Origin of the sequence: Pseudomonas corrugata, assembly GCF_001269905.1 — a bacterium.
GTDB classification, from domain to species: Bacteria; Pseudomonadota; Gammaproteobacteria; order Pseudomonadales; family Pseudomonadaceae; genus Aquipseudomonas; species Aquipseudomonas corrugata.
The window spans coordinates 90,206-109,403 of record NZ_LHVK01000005.1 but is presented as its reverse complement, the minus strand read 5'-3'; the positions used below and the strand labels follow the sequence as shown (position 1 = coordinate 109,403).

Annotated in this window: 20 protein-coding genes; 12 read left to right on the top strand and 8 right to left on the bottom strand. The window is 61.6% G+C overall.

All coding sequences use genetic code 11. The annotated features are described in order from the left end of the window. Positions 1-113 precede the first annotated feature (113 nt). Together AD665_RS07280 and AD665_RS07275 are read left to right on the top strand one after the other, a co-directional pair. On the top strand, positions 114-788 hold the full coding sequence (locus tag AD665_RS07280) for a hypothetical protein (RefSeq protein ID WP_053191533.1): 675 nt from the start codon (positions 114-116) through the stop codon (positions 786-788). A gap of 206 nt (positions 789-994) precedes the next feature. Then, positions 995-2,047, top strand: a complete 1,053-nt coding sequence (locus tag AD665_RS07275) for a permease (protein ID WP_053191531.1) — start codon at positions 995-997, stop codon at positions 2,045-2,047. A 162-nt stretch (positions 2,048-2,209) separates the two neighbouring features. On the opposite strand, the gene mnmH is transcribed toward AD665_RS07275, so the two are convergent. Together mnmH and selD are read right to left on the bottom strand one after the other, a co-directional pair. After that, positions 2,210-3,313 (bottom strand): tRNA 2-selenouridine(34) synthase MnmH, encoded by a 1,104-nt coding sequence (gene mnmH, locus AD665_RS07270; protein WP_024779811.1) that lies wholly within the window; start codon positions 3,311-3,313, stop codon positions 2,210-2,212. Further along, complete coding sequence (gene selD, locus AD665_RS07265) at positions 3,313-4,347, bottom strand: selenide, water dikinase SelD (protein ID WP_024779810.1); 1,035 nt, start codon at positions 4,345-4,347, stop codon at positions 3,313-3,315. Before selD ends, mnmH begins: the two co-directional genes overlap by 1 nt. 193 nt (positions 4,348-4,540) lie before the next feature. On the opposite strand from selD, the gene AD665_RS07260 reads away from it, so the two are divergent. The 3 genes from AD665_RS07260 to AD665_RS07250 all read left to right on the top strand — a co-directional run bounded on the left by AD665_RS07260 (position 4,541) and on the right by AD665_RS07250 (position 6,531). Then, positions 4,541-5,488, top strand: coding sequence for a nucleoside-specific channel-forming protein Tsx (locus tag AD665_RS07260; RefSeq protein ID WP_024779809.1), 948 nt, complete (start codon positions 4,541-4,543; stop codon positions 5,486-5,488). An 80-nt stretch (positions 5,489-5,568) separates the two neighbouring features. Continuing rightward, positions 5,569-5,853: a hypothetical protein gene (locus AD665_RS07255; RefSeq protein ID WP_024779808.1), complete on the top strand. Its 285-nt coding sequence runs from the start codon at positions 5,569-5,571 to the stop codon at positions 5,851-5,853. 90 nt (positions 5,854-5,943) lie between these two features. Next, positions 5,944-6,531 (top strand): DcrB/PsbP domain-containing protein, encoded by a 588-nt coding sequence (locus tag AD665_RS07250; RefSeq protein WP_053191529.1) that lies wholly within the window; start codon positions 5,944-5,946, stop codon positions 6,529-6,531. Between the two features lie 170 nt (positions 6,532-6,701). Here the strand turns inward: AD665_RS07250 and AD665_RS07245 are convergent, their stop codons facing one another. From AD665_RS07245 to AD665_RS07230, 4 genes are all read right to left on the bottom strand, one after another. Beyond that, the gene (locus AD665_RS07245; RefSeq protein WP_053191527.1) at positions 6,702-7,418 is read right to left on the bottom strand and encodes an alpha/beta hydrolase; all 717 of its coding nucleotides are present in this window, start codon (positions 7,416-7,418) and stop codon (positions 6,702-6,704) included. Positions 7,419-7,481: 63 nt separating this feature from the next. Next, entirely contained in the window at positions 7,482-8,594 is a 1,113-nt protein-coding gene (locus AD665_RS07240; protein WP_024779805.1) for a M14 family metallopeptidase, read from the bottom strand. A 101-nt stretch (positions 8,595-8,695) separates the two neighbouring features. Then, on the bottom strand, positions 8,696-9,475 hold the full coding sequence (locus AD665_RS07235; RefSeq protein ID WP_053191525.1) for an ABC transporter substrate-binding protein: 780 nt from the start codon (positions 9,473-9,475) through the stop codon (positions 8,696-8,698). A gap of 237 nt (positions 9,476-9,712) precedes the next feature. Beyond that, a complete protein-coding gene (locus AD665_RS07230) occupies positions 9,713-10,147 on the bottom strand; it encodes a rhodanese-like domain-containing protein (RefSeq protein ID WP_053191523.1) in 435 nt (144 codons plus the stop codon). A 101-nt stretch (positions 10,148-10,248) separates the two neighbouring features. Here AD665_RS07230 and ftrA point away from each other — a divergent pair, with 101 nt between their 5' ends. Then, positions 10,249-11,208 carry a transcriptional regulator FtrA gene (ftrA, locus tag AD665_RS07225; RefSeq protein ID WP_024779802.1) on the top strand — a complete coding sequence of 320 codons (960 nt, stop codon included), beginning with the start codon at positions 10,249-10,251 and terminating at the stop codon, positions 11,206-11,208. A 200-nt stretch (positions 11,209-11,408) separates the two neighbouring features. On the opposite strand, the gene cobF is transcribed toward ftrA, so the two are convergent. Both cobF and AD665_RS07215 read right to left on the bottom strand, forming a co-directional pair. Then, positions 11,409-12,164, bottom strand: coding sequence for a precorrin-6A synthase (deacetylating) (cobF, locus tag AD665_RS07220; protein WP_024779801.1), 756 nt, complete (start codon positions 12,162-12,164; stop codon positions 11,409-11,411). After that, positions 12,161-12,739, bottom strand: coding sequence for a histidine phosphatase family protein (locus tag AD665_RS07215; protein WP_053191521.1), 579 nt, complete (start codon positions 12,737-12,739; stop codon positions 12,161-12,163). Before AD665_RS07215 ends, cobF begins: the two co-directional genes overlap by 4 nt. A 288-nt stretch (positions 12,740-13,027) precedes the next feature. On the opposite strand from AD665_RS07215, the gene AD665_RS07210 reads away from it, so the two are divergent. From AD665_RS07210 to AD665_RS07185, 6 genes are all read left to right on the top strand, one after another. Then, positions 13,028-13,882: a MurR/RpiR family transcriptional regulator gene (locus AD665_RS07210; RefSeq protein ID WP_024779799.1), complete on the top strand. Its 855-nt coding sequence runs from the start codon at positions 13,028-13,030 to the stop codon at positions 13,880-13,882. Positions 13,883-13,884: 2 nt separating this feature from the next. After that, positions 13,885-14,529, top strand: coding sequence for a cysteine hydrolase family protein (locus AD665_RS07205; RefSeq protein ID WP_024779798.1), 645 nt, complete (start codon positions 13,885-13,887; stop codon positions 14,527-14,529). Next, the gene (locus AD665_RS07200) at positions 14,526-15,875 is read left to right on the top strand and encodes a glutamine synthetase family protein (protein ID WP_024779797.1); all 1,350 of its coding nucleotides are present in this window, start codon (positions 14,526-14,528) and stop codon (positions 15,873-15,875) included. The genes AD665_RS07205 and AD665_RS07200 overlap by 4 nt, the downstream gene beginning before the upstream one ends. Beyond that, positions 15,859-16,611 (top strand): N-formylglutamate amidohydrolase, encoded by a 753-nt coding sequence (locus tag AD665_RS07195; protein ID WP_024779796.1) that lies wholly within the window; start codon positions 15,859-15,861, stop codon positions 16,609-16,611. Before AD665_RS07200 ends, AD665_RS07195 begins: the two co-directional genes overlap by 17 nt. A 60-nt stretch (positions 16,612-16,671) precedes the next feature. Further along, entirely contained in the window at positions 16,672-18,021 is a 1,350-nt protein-coding gene (locus AD665_RS07190) for an APC family permease (RefSeq protein WP_024779795.1), read from the top strand. Between the two features lie 125 nt (positions 18,022-18,146). Then, positions 18,147-19,163: an arginine N-succinyltransferase gene (locus AD665_RS07185; RefSeq protein ID WP_024779794.1), complete on the top strand. Its 1,017-nt coding sequence runs from the start codon at positions 18,147-18,149 to the stop codon at positions 19,161-19,163. Positions 19,164-19,198: the final 35 nt, after the last annotated feature.

Below are 19,198 nucleotides of genomic sequence, written 5' to 3'. Positions count from 1 at the left end.
GGAATCGAAGCGGCGTAACGACAAGGAAAACCCCCGAAGCCAAGGCTTCGCGGTACCAGGGTTTGTCAGCCTGACTCGAAGCCTGACTCGAGACAGCCGAAGAACATAATCCGATGATTAATCCCCTGAAGTTCACCAGACACCTCCAACGCCGCTCTTGGCTGATCCTGCCGACGCTGCTCGTGATCTGCGGTCTAGCGCTGTCATTGGAGTCCAGCGTCAGTCGCGCCCAGCCGGTCGATGGCATCCAGACCCTGGTATTTCTGCGCCACGCCGAAAAACCCGCCGGTGGACTGGGCCAACTCAACTGCCAGGGGCTCAATCGCGCCATCAACCTGGCCACCCTGTTGCCACAAAAGTTCGGCAAGGCCGACTACGTATTCGCGGCCAACCCGACCCGCAACGTGGAAGAAGGCGAACGTGATAATTCCTACAGCTATATTCGCCCGTTGATGACCATCAGTCCCAGCGCGATCAAACTCGGGTTGCCGGTCAATATCGAATACTCGGCCAACGACACCAGCGCCCTGGCCGACGAACTGCTGCATGACAAGTACCACAACGCTACTATCTACACGGCGTGGTCCCACGGCTATCTGCCGGAACTGATCAACAAGGTGGCCGGCGAGGCCGTGGGCAAGAAGCAGACCATTGCCAAAGACTGGGAATCGGGGGATTTCGATTCGCTGTATGTACTGACCCTGATCTGGCACAACGGCAAGGCCAGCCTGTCCAGCCGGAGCTACAAGCAGGGCCTGGATAACGGGCAGCAAACCTGTCCCACGTAAGCGGCAGGCATCGTAGGAGCTGGCGAAGCCTGCGATCTTTTGATTTTGATCTTTCCCTTGAGGCTCAATTGTCAGTGGAAAGATCGCAGCCTCGTTGCAGTCAACAGCTCCTACAGGACGCAGCCCGGCGGAAGCACCCTCGCCACAGCAAGCTTCCTCGCCACAGGGTATGATGCGCCTACATCCCTACTGCCCGGACCTTCTCCATGTCTTTATCTTCTGCCGCTCCCGTTCGGGGCTGGTCGTTCTGGTGGAAACCCGCCCTGTTCCTGCTGGTGGCCTGCGTCGGTCTCTACTACGTCAAATGGTCGCCCTATTACCTCAAGGCGTTTGTCGCCGCCGATAACCACAGTATCGGCGGTTCGATCCTCAACGACGCACAGACCGCGCCGCTGATGGCCGCGCTGACTTACGCCAAGGTGTATTTCCTGGCGATCTGGAAAGCGGCGGTGCTGGCGGTGATCCTGGGCTCCCTGTTGCAGGTACTGATTCCCCGTGACTGGTTGTTGCGCCTGTTCGGCCAGGCCGGCTTTGCCTCGACCCTGCGCGGCGGACTGTTCGCCCTGCCCGGCATGATGTGCTCGTGCTGCGCGGCGCCAGTGGCGGCCGGCATGCGTCGGCAGAATGTCTCGGTGGGCGCGGCGCTGGCCTTCTGGATCGGCAACCCGGTACTCAACCCCGCGACCCTGGTGTTCATGGGCCTAGTGCTGGGCTGGGGCTTCACCGCCCTGCGGCTGGCGGCGGGCATTGTGCTGGTCTTCGGCGTGTCGATGGTGGCCCAACGCATCGCCCGCCCCGAAGTATTGCCCGAGGCGGCCGTAGAAGCGGTGACCGAGGCCAGCGAGGTCGATGCCGAGCCTTTCCTGGCTCGTTGGGGGCGGACCTTGTGGCAGTTGTTCTGGAGCACCATTCCCGTTTATGTGCTGGCTGTGCTGGTCCTGGGCGCGGCACGGGTCTGGCTGTTTCCCCATGTGGATGGCGCCATGGCCAACAGCCTGCTGTGGCTGGTGCCGCTGGCCATTGTCGGCACGCTGTTCGTGATTCCCACCGCAGCGGAAATCCCTATCGTTCAAACGATGATGACCCTGGGCATGGGTACCGGACCGGCCGTGGCGTTGCTGATGACACTGCCGAGCATCAGCCTGCCGTCGTTGCTGATGCTACGCAAGGACTTCGATGCCCGAGTGCTGGTGACCGTGGCACTGTTGACCATGCTGGTCGGCATCGTCTGCGGGTTGATCGGAGCGGTGTTGCTTTAAGGTTTCAAGACTGACATCGCCGCCGGATGATCCACCGCTATCGCGAGCAGGCTCGCTCCCACAGGGAATTTACAGTGGACGACACCTCTGCGATCACCTCAGGCCCATGTGGGAGCGAGCCTGCTCGCGATAGCGGCAGCCCGTTCCCATGAGGTCCCGGGGTCATCCTGTCCGGACGGCGCGCTCACGCAGATACTCAAGGACAGCCGCCTGCTCCCCTGCAAACTCGATCCGAACGCCCTTCTTTTCCCGCTGGAACACGTACATCGGGTCGTAATACTCGCGCAGCAACCCTTCGATCCAGCCACGATGCAAGTCGACGGCACCGCTATCGGCCTGCTCGGCTAGGGCGGCTTCCATGATTGCCATCAGACGACGATGACGATCGCCGCCCAGGCGCTTGTGGATGTTGTCCAGACTCGCCAGCAACCGCTCGGAAAACAGCGAGAACCCCTCCTCGCCGTGTATGGCGATGAACTCGGCGCTCAGGTTGATGACGTAATCGCGCAGAATCCGCTCGACCCGTCGTTCCACACTGTCTTCAAGCCAGACCATCGGAACCTGTTGCATGCGCTGGTACAGCGGCAACGGCAAGGCACAGCTGCCGACCATGCGGCTCTCATCTTCCACTACGAATTGCCCGATACCGGCGGCGCGCTTTTTCAGCACATCCACGGCCAGGCGGTTTTCGAAATCGATATTGGAAGGCTGCCCCGTGGCCCGCTTGCCGAAACTCGAACCCCGGTGATTGGCGTAACCTTCGAGGTCCAGCCCGTTGACAAGCTGGGTCAGCACTTCGGTCTTGCCGGTGCCGGTCATGCCGCCCAGCAAGACGAAATCGCACTGGGCGACCGCCTGCTCTACGGTGTCCAGCAGGAACGTGCGCATTGCCTTATAGCCGCCACCGACCCTGGGGTACTCGATGCCGGCTTCGTCCTTGAGCCATTGCTGGACGATCTGGGAGCGCAGGCCGCCGCGAAAGCAGTACAGAACACCGTCAGGATGGGCCCGGGCGAAATCGGCCCAGGCCTGGATGCGTTGCGCCTTGGTGTCGCCGGACACCAACTGATGCCCCAGGACAATTGCTGCTTGCTGGCCCTGCTGTTTGTAGCAAGTACCGACCCGCTGCCGCTCGATGTCAGTCATCAGCGGCAGATTGACCACGCCGGGAAACGAACCCTTGAGAAACTCGATGGGGGCGCGCGTATCCATCATCGGCCGATCATTGAGGAAAATGGCGCGGTAATCGGTAATGTCGTTGCTCATCAAGACACCTCGACCGCGCTGGTCTGTCGCTCAACCAGCTCGCCAATCGGCTCCAGCGCAAGGCCCAGTTCAGCGGCCACCTGAAGAAACTCGCTTTCGCCTTGCGCCGTCACGGCGATCAACAGACCGCCGCTGGTCTGCGGGTCGCACAGCACACGCTTGTGCAGTTCCTGGACGCGACCGACCTTGCTGGCGTAGCTGTCATAGTTGCGCAGCGTACCGCCCGGCACGCAGCCCAAGTCGAGGTAATATTCGACGCCTGGCAGGCGCGGCACCGCATCGTAGCGGATACGTGCGGTCAACTGACTGCCGTCGGCCATTTCCACCAGATGCCCAAGCAGACCGAAACCGGTGACGTCGGTCATGGCCGTCACGCCATCCAGCTTGCCGAAGCGACTGCCGGGTTTGTTGAGGGTGCACATCCAGTCGCGGGCCAGGCCAACGTCGGCGGCGCGCAATTTGCCCTTCTTCTCGGCCGTGGTGAGGATGCCAATGCCCAAGGGCTTGGTCAGGTACAAGCGGCAGCCGGCAGTGGCGGTGTCATTGCGCTTCATGTGGCGCTTTTGCACCAGGCCGGTGACGGCCAGGCCGAAAATCGGCTCAGGTGCATCGATCGAATGCCCGCCAGCCAACGGAATACCAGCCTCGTCACACACCGAACGACCACCGCGAATCACTTCCCGTGCGACTTCCGGGGCCAGCACGTTGACCGGCCAGCCGAGAATCGCAATGGCCATCAGCGGATCACCGCCCATGGCGTAGATGTCACTGATGGCATTGGTGGCGGCGATGCGGCCGAAATCGAAGGGGTCATCGACAATCGGCATGAAGAAGTCAGTGGTCGACACCACCCCGCGTTCCTCGTCGATGGCATATACCGCGGCATCGTCCCGGGAGGCGTTGCCGACCCATAATTTCGGGTCCAGGTTCTGCGCACCGCTGCCGGCCAGAATCACTTCCAGCACCTGCGGCGAAATCTTGCAGCCGCAACCGGCGCCATGGCTGTACTGGGTCAGGCGAATGGGCTCGCTCATGGGCATACCTCTCATCAGTCAAGGTGAGCGATTCTAGCAGCAACCTCGACGCTCCAGTGCTTGTGCCACAGCGGCCAGGAAAAACTGGTACGGGATGTGCAAACGTTTGCGAGCCCCGTTTGAGCGCTCTTATCGGGTGTTTTTTCTTTCATCAAGGAACACGGGTTTCGGCCCGCACGAACAAGGACTTTTCATGCATTTCATTTTCCGGCGTCGCGCCGTGCCCGGTGTATTCGCAGCCTCCCTGCTACTGACCGCCGTTACCGGACTACCCAGCACTGCAACCCAAGCCTCACCGAACGACTCTGCCCAGGGAGAAGCCCTGAGCCCCCAAACCGCTGCGCCGAAAAAAGGCGCCTATCTGTCAGACTGGTACAACCAGAACCTGACAATCATCGGCAGCAAGGACATCAGCTTCGGCCCGCAGCCGGTCGACGATGTGTACCTGGAGTATGAGTATTTCGGCCGCAAAGGGCCGTTCGAACTGTACGGCTACGTCGACATTCCGAAAATTTTCGACATCGGCAACAGCCACGACAAAGGGGCATGGGATCATGGTTCGCCACTGTTCATGGAACACGAACCGCGCATTTCCATCGACTACCTGGCCGGCCGCAGCCTGGCCATCGGGCCGTTCAAGGAATGGTATGTGGCGTTCGACTGGATCTATGACCACGGCAGCAACAGCGCCAATCGCGGCAACACTCTGTACAGCGGACTGGGCACCGACATCGACACCCATTCCAGGGTCAACCTGTCGGCCAACGTCTACGGTCGGTATCAATGGGAAAACTACGGCGCCAGCAATGAATACTCCTGGGATGGCTACCGCGCCCAACTCAAGTACATCGTGCCGATCAGTCGGTTCAGCAATGGAGCCTCCCTGACCTACATCGGCTTCACCAACTTCGATTTCGGCTCGGACCTGCACAAGGACAATCCGGCGCGCACCGCCAACGCCACGGTTGCCACCAATGTGCTGCTGTATTCCTTCACCCACTTGCGCTTCACCCTGGTGGGCCGTTACTTCCACAACGGCGGCAACTGGGAAGATGGCAGCGAACTGAACTTCGGCGATGGCAACTTCCGCGCCCGCTCCGATGGCTGGGGATACTATGCTGGGGTAGGTTATCAATTCTGATCGGGGGCATTGGCGATGGAATTTTCGTACATCGCAAGAATCACTTGAACATCAACCGAGTGCTCAACAGGAGACTGCCGATGTCCCTTTCCCCCGCCGCTGCCGACAGCACCCACCTTGATTACGGCCTCGACACGCTGTTCGGCCGGGACACCAAAAGTGTCGACTGCCAGTTCGATGTCAAACGCCTCGATGACGGTGAGCCACCATGGTTCGCGCTGCATATTCGCCCTCCGCTGCCGGATGATCTGGAGAAGGCCCAGATCGTGGTGTTCACCGCCGAGGGGCGGCGGATCAGCGCGATTGTCCGGCGCGCCGAGCGCCTGGCCGATGACAGCCTGCAGCTCGATGTCGAGCCTGACTGACACGTTGGGAGGCCTGCGTAGCACTGGAGTCCGGCGGGATGCCCGTGTGATGATCGGCCTCCCAAGACGCCCTCCATGCCGAGAGTTTCAATGTCATTGTTGATAAAACACACTGCTGCACTGTTGCTGACAGCCGTTGCCAGCCTGGTTGTCGTGCCTGCCCATTCGGCCCCGGCTGAAACCACCGGCGATCTGCCGCCCCGGAAAGTATCGATGCTGGGTGGCAAACTTGTCTTTACCTTGCCCAAGGGTTTCACCGCGACGGAGCTGCCTGCCGGCGATGCCGCCCAGGGCACGGCGGGTGCGACGGGGACCATGTACAGCAATGCCATCAGCAGAACCGTCGTAATTACGGCTGAAAACACCATCGTAAATGGTGCGAAGGTCAAGGATGACGATGGCGCTTTCCTCGACACGACCATGGCCGGCTTCGCCGCCCAGCGAAGCAAAGCCTTGCCGGACGCCAAGATCCTCAGCGAGAAAAACCTGACCCAGAAAGGCAGTGGCCTGGGTTTGCGCCAACTCGACACCAGCGCCACCCAGGGCGGCGGGCCGACCCTCGACACCACGTTGCTGGGAGCCTCCGGGACTCGCCTGGCCGTGGTGCAGATCATCTCCCGGGCCAATGACAAGAACGGTCATGAGGCGTTGGTGAAACAGATCGCCAGCGGCAAGTGATGGTCAGGGCGCGGGGTGCCTGAGGGACCGCGTTGCTTCATTCGCGAGCGAGCCCGCTCCCACAGGGTTTTGCGGTGGGCATAAATCGTATGAGCGCCCGGGAGCAAATGTGGGAGCGAGCCCGCTCGCGATGGCGTCAGCCCATGCAACAGAGATTCAACCTGAAACCGCTAGGGATTGAGCCGCTCCAGCCAGGCCCGCAGGTCCTGCACTTCCAAGGCACTGATGGTGTGCCCCACGCCCGGGTAGGCATGGAATTCCGGCTCCAGGGCCAGGGTCTTCAGGAACGTGTCGGCCTCGGTGCCGTCATGGTAGGGAATGATCGGGTCTGCCGTGCCATGGCCGATGAACACCGCCAACGACCGCCGCGACTCGTCGGGGGTCAGTTCGGCTTGCAGCACGGACAGAACCCGCCCGCCCATCGCGGCGATTCCACCGACGGCTTCGGGGTGTCGCAGGGCGACTTCGTAGCTCATCATCGCGCCCTGGCTGAAGCCCACCAGATAGACCTGGCTGGCGTCCGTCGGGTATTTGGCCCGGGCCTTTTCGATGAAGTCCAGCAACATCTGGCCGCTGGCCTTCAAATCCAAGGTGTCGCCGTCATAGGCGCCCTCGCCCTTCTTCGCAAACCACTGGTAATGGCCCGGTTCCATGCTCTTCGGCGCCCGCACCGAGAGGTAGTTGTAGTGTCGGGGCAACTCGTCCTTGAGCTCGAACAGGTCCCGTTCGTTGCTGCCGGAACCCTGCAGGAATATCACCAGCGGCCGGTCCCTGGCCTGCTCGTCGGCCTGGGCCAGATAACTGAGCGGCAAGTCCGTGTGCAGCGAGGGCTGGGCTTGCAGCCCGGACGAGACCAGCAACAGGAACAGGGCAAACGCTTTGAACATTGATCTTCCTCCATCATTCGAGAGCCCATGGCTGGGGCCGTACGGTGAGGTAGACAGCACTTTTCAGTCGTTGGTCAACTTCCCGGTACGCATCGGCTCCCGTCCCGCCACTTTCGCCTGCCAGATTCCCGGCTGGGTATAACGTCCACGGTCCAGGGCGAACAGCACGCCGCTGGTGCCGGCCCGTACCGTGGTAACCCGATCACTCAACGGGTCGACCACTTCGAACAAGGGATCGCCCTGCTCCACCCATTCGCCCGCCTCGCGCAGGAAACTCACCACGCCATGGTGCGGCGCGAACAGGTACTCGGTGCCCTCGAACGGAAAGCCTTCACAGCATTGGGCGGGTACGGAGGGCCAGTCGCCGCCGATAAAACCCTGCTCGGCGAGAAATCCGAGGATGGCTTCGCAATTGGCCTGGGCCTGGTCCACTCGTGTGTCGCCCATGCTCCCCAGTTCCAGGGTGGTCGCCAAGTTGGCCGGCGGGATCGCCGCCTCGGGAAACGCCCTGGCCAGGCGCAGCCAGGGGGTGGAACAGGATTCGTCGAACGAACTGCCGCCAGAATCCTCGCACAGCAATGCCACGCCGGCTTTCAACCGCGCGGCCAGGGAGCGCCACTGCGGCCATTGTTGCGGCAAGGCATACAGATGAATCGCCGCCTCGAAATCGCAGTGCAGGTCGAGGGTGATATCGGCATCGCAGGCATGGCGCAGCAGGAGACGATGCAGGGCTTCGAGCTGCGAAGGGGGGGCGGGCAACTCATCCAGCACCTGGAGCATGGTCTGGCGGATCAAGGTGATATTGGCCGCCGGATCGTCCCCCAATCGGTCGCCGACACGTTGCCCCACCGGGACGCTGAGTTCCACGAAGGAGCGATTGAAGTTCTTGCCGCTGCCCAGCTCGAAACGCCCCATGTGGGCGCTCTGCAGATGCTGATCCAGGCCGATGGGGTTGGCCACCGGCACCAACTCGATCACTCCCTTGAGCAAGCCCTGGGCCTCGAGCGCGTTGAGCCGCTGCTTCAGTTCCCAAGCCGTGCGCATGCCAGGCAACTCATCGGCGTGCAGGCTGGCCTGGATGTACACCTTGCGTGGGCCATGGCCATAACGAAACACACTGAGCCGGCGCTCGGTGCCGAGGTGGCTCCATGGCAGGGTATGGTCGATGCGTTGCATGAAATCTCCAGATACGAAAGCGCTCATCGCGCAGGGTAAAACAATCGCCCATGAAAAAGGTGGCCAACCGCGTCAACGGTGGGCCACCTTGGTTTCAACGATCAATGCCCGTAGATGTCGAAGGCGAAGTACTTGTCCTGCACTTTCTTGTACGTGCCGTTGGCACGGATTTCGGTGATGGCGGCGTTGAATTTCTCGGCCAGGGCCTGATCACCCTTGCGCACGGCAATGCCGGCGCCGCCGCCGAAGTACTTCGGATCGTCATAGGTCGGGCCCACGAATGCGAAGCCTTTGCCCGCGTCGGTTTTCAGGAAACCATCGTCGAGATTGACCGAATCGGCGAGCATGGCGTCGAGGCGGCCGGCAACCATATCCAGGTTGGCCTCCTGCTGGGAACCATAGCGCACCAGGTTGATGCCCGCCGGCACCAGCACTTCAGTGGCAAAGCGGTCGTGGGTACTGGCCCGCAGCACACCGACTTTCTTGCCCTTGAGTTCGGTCAATGGGTCCTTGATCCCGGAACCTTCCTTCATCACGAAGCGTGCCGGGGTGTGATAGTACTTGATGGTGAAATCGACGTTCTTCTTGCGATCGTCGGTGATGGTCATGGACGACAGGATCGCGTCGATTTTCTTCACCTTCAACGCCGGGATCAGGCCGTCGAACTCCTGCTCGACCCAGACACATTTGACCTTCATCTGTTCACACAACGCATCACCGATATCGACATCGAAACCGGCCAGTTTGCCGTCAGGGGTCTTCATCGAGAACGGTGGGTAACCGGCTTCGATCCCGAGGCGCAGCGGCTGGGCGTCAGCGGCCATGGCCGACAAGGACAATACGGACAGTGCCAGGGCACTGAACATTGCTAGCTTCTTCATTTTTGCTCCTGAGTGCGCAGGTTTTTTATTGGCAGATCGTAGGCAGCGTTCGGTTGGCAAAAACCGAGGTGGCCGGGAGTCTAGAGGGGCACTCAGAGGGGGGATTGTGTTGAGGCGACAAATAGTTATAAGAATAACCAGGTGTGTCCATGTCCTTGAAGTTTGCGAAAAACCTGACAGGACAAACTGCTGTGACGAGGGAGCAAGTCCCTTGCCACAGCAGATCGCTGCAAAAACTCAGCAGTCGCAGCTGACCGCCGTGTCCGCCACGCGCTCCACCAGGCCGGTCAGGCGAAAACCCTCGTCGAGCCAACCCATGACACCGCCGATCATTTCCTTGACCGGATAGCCCAGGGTCGCCAGGCGGACCGCTGCCTTGTTCGCGCCGTTGCAGTGGGGCCCCGCGCAATAAACCACGAACAGCGTGGTTTTCGGATAAGCGGCCAGCGACTGGGCGGTGAGCGAGCGTGTCGGGATATTGATCGCGCCAGGCACATGGCCGCGCTCATACGCTAGGGGACCGCGGACATCCACCAGTACAAAATCGACCTCGCCGGCCTGTTGGCTGGCGTGAACGTCGGAACAATCTGTTTCGAACGTCAGACGACGACTGAAATGCTGTAAGGCGATGTCGGACGGAGCAGCAGGCACTTCGCTAACCGGGCTGGGCATTGTGGGTACTCCAAGGGGGATAAGGGCGTAAGGAGACTTTATCCGGCCTATGCTAACCGCTAAAGTGGCGCACAAGACACTCAGTGGGAATTTTCCGCCAAATGCAGCCCTCCCCCGGCCTGGTCGCGGTCCTCGCCTATGACGGCTTGTGCACGTTCGAATTCGGCGTCGCCGTCGAGATTTTCGGACTGGCCCGACCCGAGTTCGATTTTCCCTGGTATGAACACCGGATCGTCGCCGTCGATGATGGCCCATTGCGCGCCATGGGCGGCTTCCAGGTGCTGGCCGATGGAGGCATGGAGCTGCTGGATGCGGCCCGGACCATCGTGATTCCCGGCTGGCGCAGCCGCAGCGAGCCTCCGTCCGAAGACTTGCTGGAAACACTGCGCAGAGCTCATGCCCGAGGCGCGCGCCTGCTGTCGATATGCTCCGGGGCATTCGTGTTGGCGGCCGCCGGACTGTTGGACGGGCTGGGAGCCACGACCCACTGGCGTTACACCGATGAACTGGCCGAAAACTTTCCGGCCATCCTGGTCGATCCGGATGTGTTGTACGTGGATTCAGGCCAGGTCATCACCTCGGCCGGCAGCGCCGCAGGCATCGATGCCTGCCTGCATCTGGTGGCGCGGGATTTCGGTGCCCAAGTCGCCAACGCCGTTGCGCGCCGATTGGTGATGCCGACACAACGCACCGGCGGCCAGGCGCAGTTCATTCCGTCGCCGGTCAGCCGCACCCCACGTAGTGATTTGTCCGGGGTCATGCAGTGGGCCCGTGAACACCTGCACGAACCCCTCGGCGTGCGCGAACTCGCCAGTCAGGCGGCCATGAGCGAACGAACGTTCCTGCGCCGCTTTACCCAGGCCTGCGGTCTGTCGCCCAGGGCCTGGCTGCAGCATGAACGCCTGGCGCGCGCCCGGGAGCTGCTGGAAAGCACCAGGGACAATACCGACAACATTGCCCATCTGTGCGGCTACCGTTCGGTGGAAAGCTTTCGCGTGGCGTTTCGCAGCGTGGTGGGGTTGGCACCGTCGGCGTATCGGGAGCGGTTTGGGCGCGGGTGACCCCGGATGGGCAGCGATCAAAACTGGCGGGCACCGTTGTGGCGAGGGGATTTATCTGTGGCGAGGGATCTATCCCCGTTGGGCTGCGAAGCAGCCCGAAACATGATGGGATCATCCTGAAACAGTAAGGGGGCCGCTTCGCGGCCCAGCGGGGATAAATCCCCTCGCCACAAAGTTGATGCAGCGGCGCCCTTCGGATATCAACGCTTGCGCAGTAAATAGGTATCCATGATCCACCCATTTGCCAGCCGCGCTGCCTTGCGGGTGCGCTCGATGTCATCGGCCACGTCCCCCAACCGCCCGGCGATGAGCAGCTCGTCCGGCGTCCCGACGTAAGCGCCCCAGTAAATATGCGTATCGGGATCGCTCACCTGGCGGTACGCATCCTCGGCGTCGAGCATCACCACCACGCTCGCCGCGTCGCCCACCTGCCCCGCCGCCAACCGCCGCCCCGTAGTGATCTCCAACGCGCCGCCAATGCTGTTCAACGGTACTTTGTGCTGCGCCGCCAGGGCCTGGACGCTGGTGATACCCGGGATCACTTCGAACTCGAAGTCGCAGCGCCCCGTCTCGAGAAGGGCCTGCAAGATGCGAACAGTGCTGTCGTACAACGACGGATCGCCCCATACCAGAAATCCACCGCATTGCCCGTCGGACAGCTCTTCGTCGATCAACCTTGCGAACGTCGCCTGCTTCGCGCGGTTCAGATCTTCGATGCTGCCGGCGTAGTCCGGGTCGCCGCGTTGACGTTCAGGACTGCAGGCTTCGACAAAACGATAAGGACGATCAACGATGTAGCGCATGCAGATGTCGCGCCGCAGGTCCAGCAAGGTGTGCTTGGTCGGTCCCTTGTCCATGAGGAAGAACACATCTACCCGATTCAGGGCTTTTACTGCCTGCATCGTCAGGTAATCCGGATCACCCGCGCCGATGCCGATGACTGAAAGTCTCTTCATTCACGTGCCCCCTGCTCAGACCCCAACGTGCGCAATCGCCACATCCCATTGAAGCGCAGTTCCAGAGAGGATAGCGGTTCGATGTCGATCCGGTTGAAGGTGGTTGCCGGGCATTGCAACACATTCATCAGGGCCGCCCGGATCACGAATGGATGAGTGATGGCAAGCAGGTGTCCCGGTTCATTTTCCAGGCTTGCCAGCCAGTCCCCGACACGACGGCACAGCCCGTCGATGGACTCGCCGCCATGGGGAGTGGCATGGGGATCATTGAGCCAGGCTTGCAGGTGTTCCGGCTCGGCCTGGAGCAACGCGTCGATGGATAACCCGCGCCACCGCCCCATATCACAATCGGCCAGGACCTGGACCACCTGGAACTCGTCGCCGAACAACGCGGCTGTCTGGCGGGTGCGCAACTCAGGCCCACACAGGATGTGCGAAGCGTTCCGATAGCCGTGGCCGGCCTTCAGGCGCCTGGCCAGCCAATCAGCGTCCAGTGATTCGTCCAGGGCGAAACGCGCCTGTTTCTGGGCGACGGTTCGGGCATGACTGATCAAGGTCAGACGAGTGGCTTGCACGCGGAATACTCACACTAGCGGAGACTGGATACTGGGATCTTTTCGTATACGGCACCTTATATGAAATCAAATATCCGAGACAAAAAGTCGTTATGTCTGACACGGAAAAAAGCAATGGCTGACATACCACTCCACTCATCCCAAGCCCCCGCCCTACAGGACTTTCGCACCATTTCTGGGCATTTTAAACGAAACGTAAAAACCACTGGACATGTAGCACTGGCTACATAAATACTGTTTTAAGAAGTTATGAAATAAATTCAACACCCCGTCCAGCAAGGAGCACGGATGCCGCCTCTCAGGGACCTTATTACCGATCCCGGTCTGATATTGACGCCGTCGGAACGCAAGGTCGTACGTGCGCTGCTTGATCATTACCCGCGCAATGGCTTGGGCCCGATGTCGCGCCTGGCCGAACATGCCGGCGTGAGTGATCCGACCATTGTGCGCCTGGTAAAGAAACTTGGATTCGGTGGCTATGCCGAGTTTCAGGACGCGCTGCTGGTCGACATGGACCACCGCCTGCGCTCTCCCCGCACGATGTTGCAGCCTCGGACCAAATTGCAGCAAGGCGACACCTGGAGCCAATACCTGGTGGCCAGCCAGCGCAGTCTTCTGGAAACCCAAGCCCTGACGCAGCCAGAAGACGTGCGCATTCTCGTGCAATGGCTGCTCGAGACCCGGCACCAGGTGCATTGCTTCGGCGGACGCTTCAGCAGCTTTCTCGCCCATTACCTGCTCAATCACCTGCGCCTGCTGCGGGCCGGTTGTTTTGCTCTGGAAGACAACGCCCAACTGCCCGACCGTCTGTTCGATGTGCAACGCCAGGATGTGGTGCTGATCTTCGATTATCGTCGCTACCAGGCCCAGGCCCTTCGTGTCGCCAGCGCGGCCAAGGAACGCCATGCCCGGGTCGTACTGTTCAGCGACGTCTATGCCTCGCCCCTGCGCGAACTGGCCGACCTGATTATCAGCGCGCCGGTGGAGTCGGTTTCGGCCTTCGACAGCCTGGTACCGGCGTTGGCCCAGGTCGAAGCACTGATCGCCTGCCTGACGTTGCAATGTCCTGGCCTGGCCGAACGCCTGGACGGTATCGACGCCTTGCGCACCGAGTTCAACACGCACCTGTTGGAGGAAAAATAAGGATGTTCTCACTCCCTCACCGCTCCCCCCGGGATCTGCCGTTCACCCGCGACCATACGGCGTTGCTGTTGGTGGACATGCAATGCGCCTGGCTGGAACCGCAGTTCGATGCTCATCTGGACACGCCCGAAGCCGGCTATTTCATTCGCCGCGCCCGCCAGAGCGTGATTCCCAACCAGCAACGCCTGCTCGACGGGGTGCGTGCAGCCCGGCAAAACGTGTTGCATACCCACATCGAAAGCCTCACTGCCGATGGCCGCGACCGCTCCCTGGATCACAAGCTGTCGGATATGCACTTGCCCAAGGGCAGCCCGCAGGCGCAGATCATCGCCGAGCTGACGCCGCAGGAAAACGAGATCGTGTTGCCCAAGACCTCCTCGGGGGTCTTCAACTCCACCAATATCGACTATGTGTTGCGCAACCTGCAGGTCCGGCACCTGATCGTCGCCGGCATCGTCACTGACCAGTGCGTCGACATGGCCGTGCGCGACGCCGCCGACCGCGGTTATCTGGTCACACTGGTGGAGGACGCCTGCGCCACGTATACCGAACAGCGTCACCTGGCCTGCCTGAACGCCATCAAGGGTTATTGCTGGATCACCGACACCGACACCGTGCTCGGTCGTTTGCAGGAGATGCAACCGTGAGCCGTCTCGAAGCCGCAACACTCGCGCCGCTGCCCGTCACCACGCTGGTGAGCACCGACTTGATCGGCGTGACCCGCGGGCGCTCCTTTCCCAGCGATGAACTGTCCCACTACGTCACTGCCGGCTGTGGCTGGGTGCCGGCCAACAGTGCGCTGACGCCCCAGGACATCATTGCCTCGAGCAACCCCTGGGGGGCGTATGGCGATCTGCGGCTGGTGCCGGACCTGTCCAGTCGGGTCACCATCAGCAATGGCCCTGACGCCGAGGCCCCGGCGCTGGACTTCATTCATTGTGACGTGCGCGAGACCGACGGCCGGCCCTGGGGCGCTTGCCCGCGTACGCTGCTGCACGACGAAGTGGAACGCTATCGCACCGAGCTGGGCTTGCAGGTCTTCGCCGCGTTTGAACATGAGTTCAATCTCAAGTCCCCCCTGCCCCTACCCGATCGCCTGGCTTTCAGCCTCCAGGCCCAGCGCCAGCAGGCCGGTTTCGCCGGGTGGCTGCTCAGTGCCCTGCGGGCCGGGGGCGTCGAGCCGGAAATGTTCCTGCCCGAATACGGCAAGCATCAATACGAGATTACGTGCCGCCCGACCCTGGGCGTCGCCGCCGCCGACCGTGCGGTGAACGTGCGGGAAATCACCCGCGAGATCGCCCGTCAGATGGGCCTGGAGGCGAGCTTCGCCGCCAAGACATCGGCAGATGCCGTGTGCAACGGTGTACACCTGCACCTGAGCCTGCAAGACCTGGACGGTGATCCCGTGTTCCACGACAACGCGAGCAGCAACGGTCTGTCCAGCCTTGGTCGTCACTGGGCCGCCGGTGTACTGCAGCATCTGCCGGCACTGTGTGCGTTGACCGCGCCCACGCCGGTTTCCTACGAACGCCTGCAACCCCATCACTGGAGCGCATCCTACGCTTGCCTGGGACAGCGCAACCGCGAGGCGGCGCTACGCATCTGCCCGACCGTGAGCCTGGGTGGCAAGCCGCTGGCGAACCAGTACAACCTGGAATTCCGCGCCATGGACGCCACCGCGTCACCGCATCTGGCGATGGCGGCCCTGCTGATCGCCGGACGACTGGGCATCGAACAACGACTGGCGCTCAATGCCGTCACCGATGAAATACCCGACGACCTGGATGAAGAAGAACGCCGGACTCGTGGCATTATCGCCCTGCCGACCACCCTGGCCCAGGCACTGGATTGCCTGCGTCACAGCGGGGCACTGGTGGATGCGCTGCCCGGCCCGCTGGTCGAAACCTACTTCGCCTTGAAGGCCCAGGAACTGGCCTTGACCCAGGCGCTGTCACCTGCCGAGCGATGTGAGCACTATGCGCGAATCTATTGAGTGCGCCGAGTCGGGGCTTTACACCGAGCCGCCCTACCGGCTGATCCGGGAGAACGCCGAACACCCATTGATATTGGTGTGCGAACATGCCAGCCGCTTCATCCCCGCCGCGCTGAACGATTTGGGCCTGGACGAGACCGCGGCCCATGAACATATTGCCTGGGACATCGGTGCCCTGGCCCTGGCCGAACACCTGGCCGAGACGCTGGGCGCGACCTTGCTGTCGGCCAACTATTCACGCCTGCTGATCGACCTGAATCGCCCGCTCCACGTGCCGGACAGCATCCCGCCCCAGAGCGAGATCTATCAGGTCCCGGGCAATCAGTCCCTGGACGAAGCCACGCGGCAGTACCGTCAGCAGTACCTGTTCCACCCGTTCCATGACCGCTTGCGGTCGCTGATCGACCAGCGCCTGGCCGACAACCGACCGACGCGGGTGGTGGGCATCCACAGTTTCACCCCCGTGTTCTATGGCCAGCCGCGCGCCCTGGAAGCCGGCGTACTGTTCGCCGAAGCAGTGGACTACGCACAGCGCATCGTCGATGGGCTGAGCCAGCATTCGCTGCGGGTGGCAGGCAACCAGCCTTACCGGATCAACCCGTTGAGCGACATGACCGTTCCGGTCCACGGCGATAGTCGCGGCCTGGATGCGGTGTTGATCGAAGTGCGCAATGACCTGTTGCGTAGTCCCGAAGCGGTGCGCACCTGGAGCGCCTACCTGGCGCCGCTGCTGTGACGGGCAGCAACAAACGATAGAAAAACAAAATCAACGATTGGCTGAAAGGGAGAACGGCTTGTGAGTATCGAGGCATTTGGCTACAAACAGGAATTGAAGCGCAGCCTGTCGCTGACGGACCTGGTGGTATACGGGATGATCTTCATGATTCCCATCGCACCGTTTGGCGTGTATGGCTACGTGAACGCCGAGGCGCCGGGGATGGTGCCGCTGGCGTACATCATCGGCATGGTGGCGATGCTGTTCACCGCGCTGAGCTACGGCAGCATGGCCCGAGCCTTCCCGGTTGCCGGTTCCGTCTATTCCTACGCCCAAAGGGGCCTTAACCCACACGTTGGGTTCATTGCCGGCTGGTTGATGCTGCTGGACTACCTGCTGATCCCGCCGCTGCTCTATGTCTACGCCGCCATGGCACTGAATCACCTGTATCCGGACATTCCCAAGGTCGGTTTCATCCTGGCCTTCCTGGTGAGTGCGACCTTCGTCAACCTGCGGGGTATCACCTTCACCGCACGGATGAACATCATTTTTCTGCTTGCCCAACTGGTGGTGCTGGGCATTTTCCTGTTCTACGCCTGGAATGCCCTGCACGGCGGAGCCGGTAACGGCCAGATGACCCTGGCGCCGCTGTACAGCCCGGAACACTTCAACTTCGCCCTGCTGATGCAAGCCGTGTCGATCGCCGTGTTGTCGTTCCTCGGGTTCGATGCCATCTCCACCCTGGCAGAAGAAATCAAGGATGATCCGGGACGCAGCATTGGCAAGGCAGCACTGGTGACCCTGTTGGTCATGGGCGCGATTTTCGTGGTGCAGACCTGGATCGCCACGGACCTGGCGGCCGGGATGGGCTTCAAGTCCGCCGACACCGCTTTCTATGAAATCGCCGAACTGGCGGCCGGCAGTTGGCTGGCAACCCTGACAGCCGTCGCCACCGCGCTGGCGTGGGGCGTGGCGGTGGCGATCACCTCCCAGGCCGCGGTGTCGCGTCTGTTGTTCGGCATGGCCCGGGATGGCAAGCTGCCCAAGGTACTGGCCAAGGTCCATCCGAAACACAACACGCCCTACATGAGCATCTATCTGGTTGCCGTGCTGTCGCTGCTGATCTGCTACCTGTTCATCAACGCCGTGGACACCCTGACGTCCCTGGTCAACTTCGGCGCATTGAGCGGCTTCATGTTGTTGCACATCACCGTGATCAACCACTACTGGCGCCGCCAGCGGTCCGGGCAACTGATCCGTCACCTGATCTGCCCGCTGGTCGGCTTCGGCATCGTCGCGGCCATTATGTACAACATGGGCGTGGATGCGCAGAAGCTGGGCCTGGTCTGGATTGCAGCGGGTCTGATCTATCTGTGCGTACTCAACAAGTTCGGCAGCCACAACGCCCTGCCCGACCCGACGGGCCATTGAAATCAGGAGCTGGTCGCAGGGGGCGGCCAGCCGCCGCTGCGGTTGTAATCGTTACAACGCGTGGACATCGACAGTGATCGTCAAGCCCGGTGCAGTCACCGGGCCCTGGAACAGGAGTGCAATCCATGCTGGCCTTACGTCCAGTTCAGTTAAGCGATCTGCAACAACTGCAGCAGCTGGCCCGTGACAGCCTGGTGGGGGTCACCTCGCTTCCAGACGATACCGAGTGCCTGCGGGGAAAAATTCTCGACTCGTGCGCTTCGTTCGACGCCGACGTACAAAGCCCGGCGGGGGAGAATTATTTTTTCGTGTTGCAAGACCTGGTCTCCGGGCGCCTGGTCGGCTGTTCGGAGATTCTCGCCAGCACCGGTTGCAACGAACCGTTCTATAGCCTGCGCAACCGACCGTTTTCCAGCGCCTCCCGGGAACTGAACATCCACCACGGCGTACCGGCACTGTCTCTGTGCCAGGACCTCAACGGCCAGACCCTGCTGCGCGGCTTTCACATCAACGCCGAACGGGTGCGTACGCCGGAATCGGAACTGCTGTCCCGGGCCCGGCTGATGTTCATCGCCGCTCACCCGCAACGCTTCGCCGAATCGGTCATCACGGAAATCGTCGGTTTCAGCAGCGAAGACGGCCAGTCACCGTTCTGGGACGCCATCGGCCAGCATTTTTTCGACTTGCCCTACGCCGAAGCCGAACGCCTGTGTGGTCTGCAAAGCCGTACTTTCCTAGCAGAGCTGATGCCCCAGTACCCCATTTATGTCCCCATGTTGCCGCCAGCGGCCCAGGCCTGTATCGGCCAGGTGCACCCTGACGGCCAGGAAGCCTTCGACATCCTGGCGCGCGAGGGTTTCGAAACCAACAGCTACGTGGACCTCTTCGATGGCGGACCGACGCTGCACGCCCGCGTCGCGAATATTCGCTCCATCGCCGAAAGTCGTATGGCTTCGGCCCGGCAGAGCCCGCAGATTGACGCCCGGGGTCGCTATCTGGTGAGCAACGACAACCTGGGACATTACCGGGCGATCGTGGCTGAACTGGACGTTGGCACCGAGGGCACTGTAACCCTGACGCCCGAGATGCTCGCAGCACTGGAAATCACTGACGGACAGCAGATCCGGGTGGTTGCCTTATGAACGCCATGCAACGTCGTGTCCCAGGCCGACACGAT

What these genes read in the sequence shown, in the direction of transcription:
- AD665_RS07210 (WP_024779799.1), top strand. Translation starts at nt 13,028, where the DNA reads ATGCCGCCTCTCAGGGACCTTATTACCGATCCCGGTCTGATATTGACG.
- AD665_RS07240 (WP_024779805.1), bottom strand. Translation starts at nt 8,594, where the DNA reads ATGCAACGCATCGACCATACCCTGCCATGGAGCCACCTCGGCACCGAG.
- AD665_RS07280 (WP_053191533.1), top strand. Translation starts at nt 114, where the DNA reads ATGATTAATCCCCTGAAGTTCACCAGACACCTCCAACGCCGCTCTTGG.
- AD665_RS07185 (WP_024779794.1), top strand. Translation starts at nt 18,147, where the DNA reads ATGCTGGCCTTACGTCCAGTTCAGTTAAGCGATCTGCAACAACTGCAG.
- mnmH (WP_024779811.1), bottom strand. Translation starts at nt 3,313, where the DNA reads ATGAGCAACGACATTACCGATTACCGCGCCATTTTCCTCAATGATCGG.
- AD665_RS07235 (WP_053191525.1), bottom strand. Translation starts at nt 9,475, where the DNA reads ATGAAGAAGCTAGCAATGTTCAGTGCCCTGGCACTGTCCGTATTGTCC.
- AD665_RS07275 (WP_053191531.1), top strand. Translation starts at nt 995, where the DNA reads ATGTCTTTATCTTCTGCCGCTCCCGTTCGGGGCTGGTCGTTCTGGTGG.
- AD665_RS07255 (WP_024779808.1), top strand. Translation starts at nt 5,569, where the DNA reads ATGTCCCTTTCCCCCGCCGCTGCCGACAGCACCCACCTTGATTACGGC.
- ftrA (WP_024779802.1), top strand. Translation starts at nt 10,249, where the DNA reads ATGCAGCCCTCCCCCGGCCTGGTCGCGGTCCTCGCCTATGACGGCTTG.
- AD665_RS07230 (WP_053191523.1), bottom strand. Translation starts at nt 10,147, where the DNA reads ATGCCCAGCCCGGTTAGCGAAGTGCCTGCTGCTCCGTCCGACATCGCC.
- selD (WP_024779810.1), bottom strand. Translation starts at nt 4,347, where the DNA reads ATGAGCGAGCCCATTCGCCTGACCCAGTACAGCCATGGCGCCGGTTGC.
- AD665_RS07250 (WP_053191529.1), top strand. Translation starts at nt 5,944, where the DNA reads ATGTCATTGTTGATAAAACACACTGCTGCACTGTTGCTGACAGCCGTT.
- AD665_RS07245 (WP_053191527.1), bottom strand. Translation starts at nt 7,418, where the DNA reads ATGTTCAAAGCGTTTGCCCTGTTCCTGTTGCTGGTCTCGTCCGGGCTG.
- cobF (WP_024779801.1), bottom strand. Translation starts at nt 12,164, where the DNA reads ATGAAGAGACTTTCAGTCATCGGCATCGGCGCGGGTGATCCGGATTAC.
- AD665_RS07205 (WP_024779798.1), top strand. Translation starts at nt 13,885, where the DNA reads ATGTTCTCACTCCCTCACCGCTCCCCCCGGGATCTGCCGTTCACCCGC.
- AD665_RS07195 (WP_024779796.1), top strand. Translation starts at nt 15,859, where the DNA reads ATGCGCGAATCTATTGAGTGCGCCGAGTCGGGGCTTTACACCGAGCCG.
- AD665_RS07260 (WP_024779809.1), top strand. Translation starts at nt 4,541, where the DNA reads ATGCATTTCATTTTCCGGCGTCGCGCCGTGCCCGGTGTATTCGCAGCC.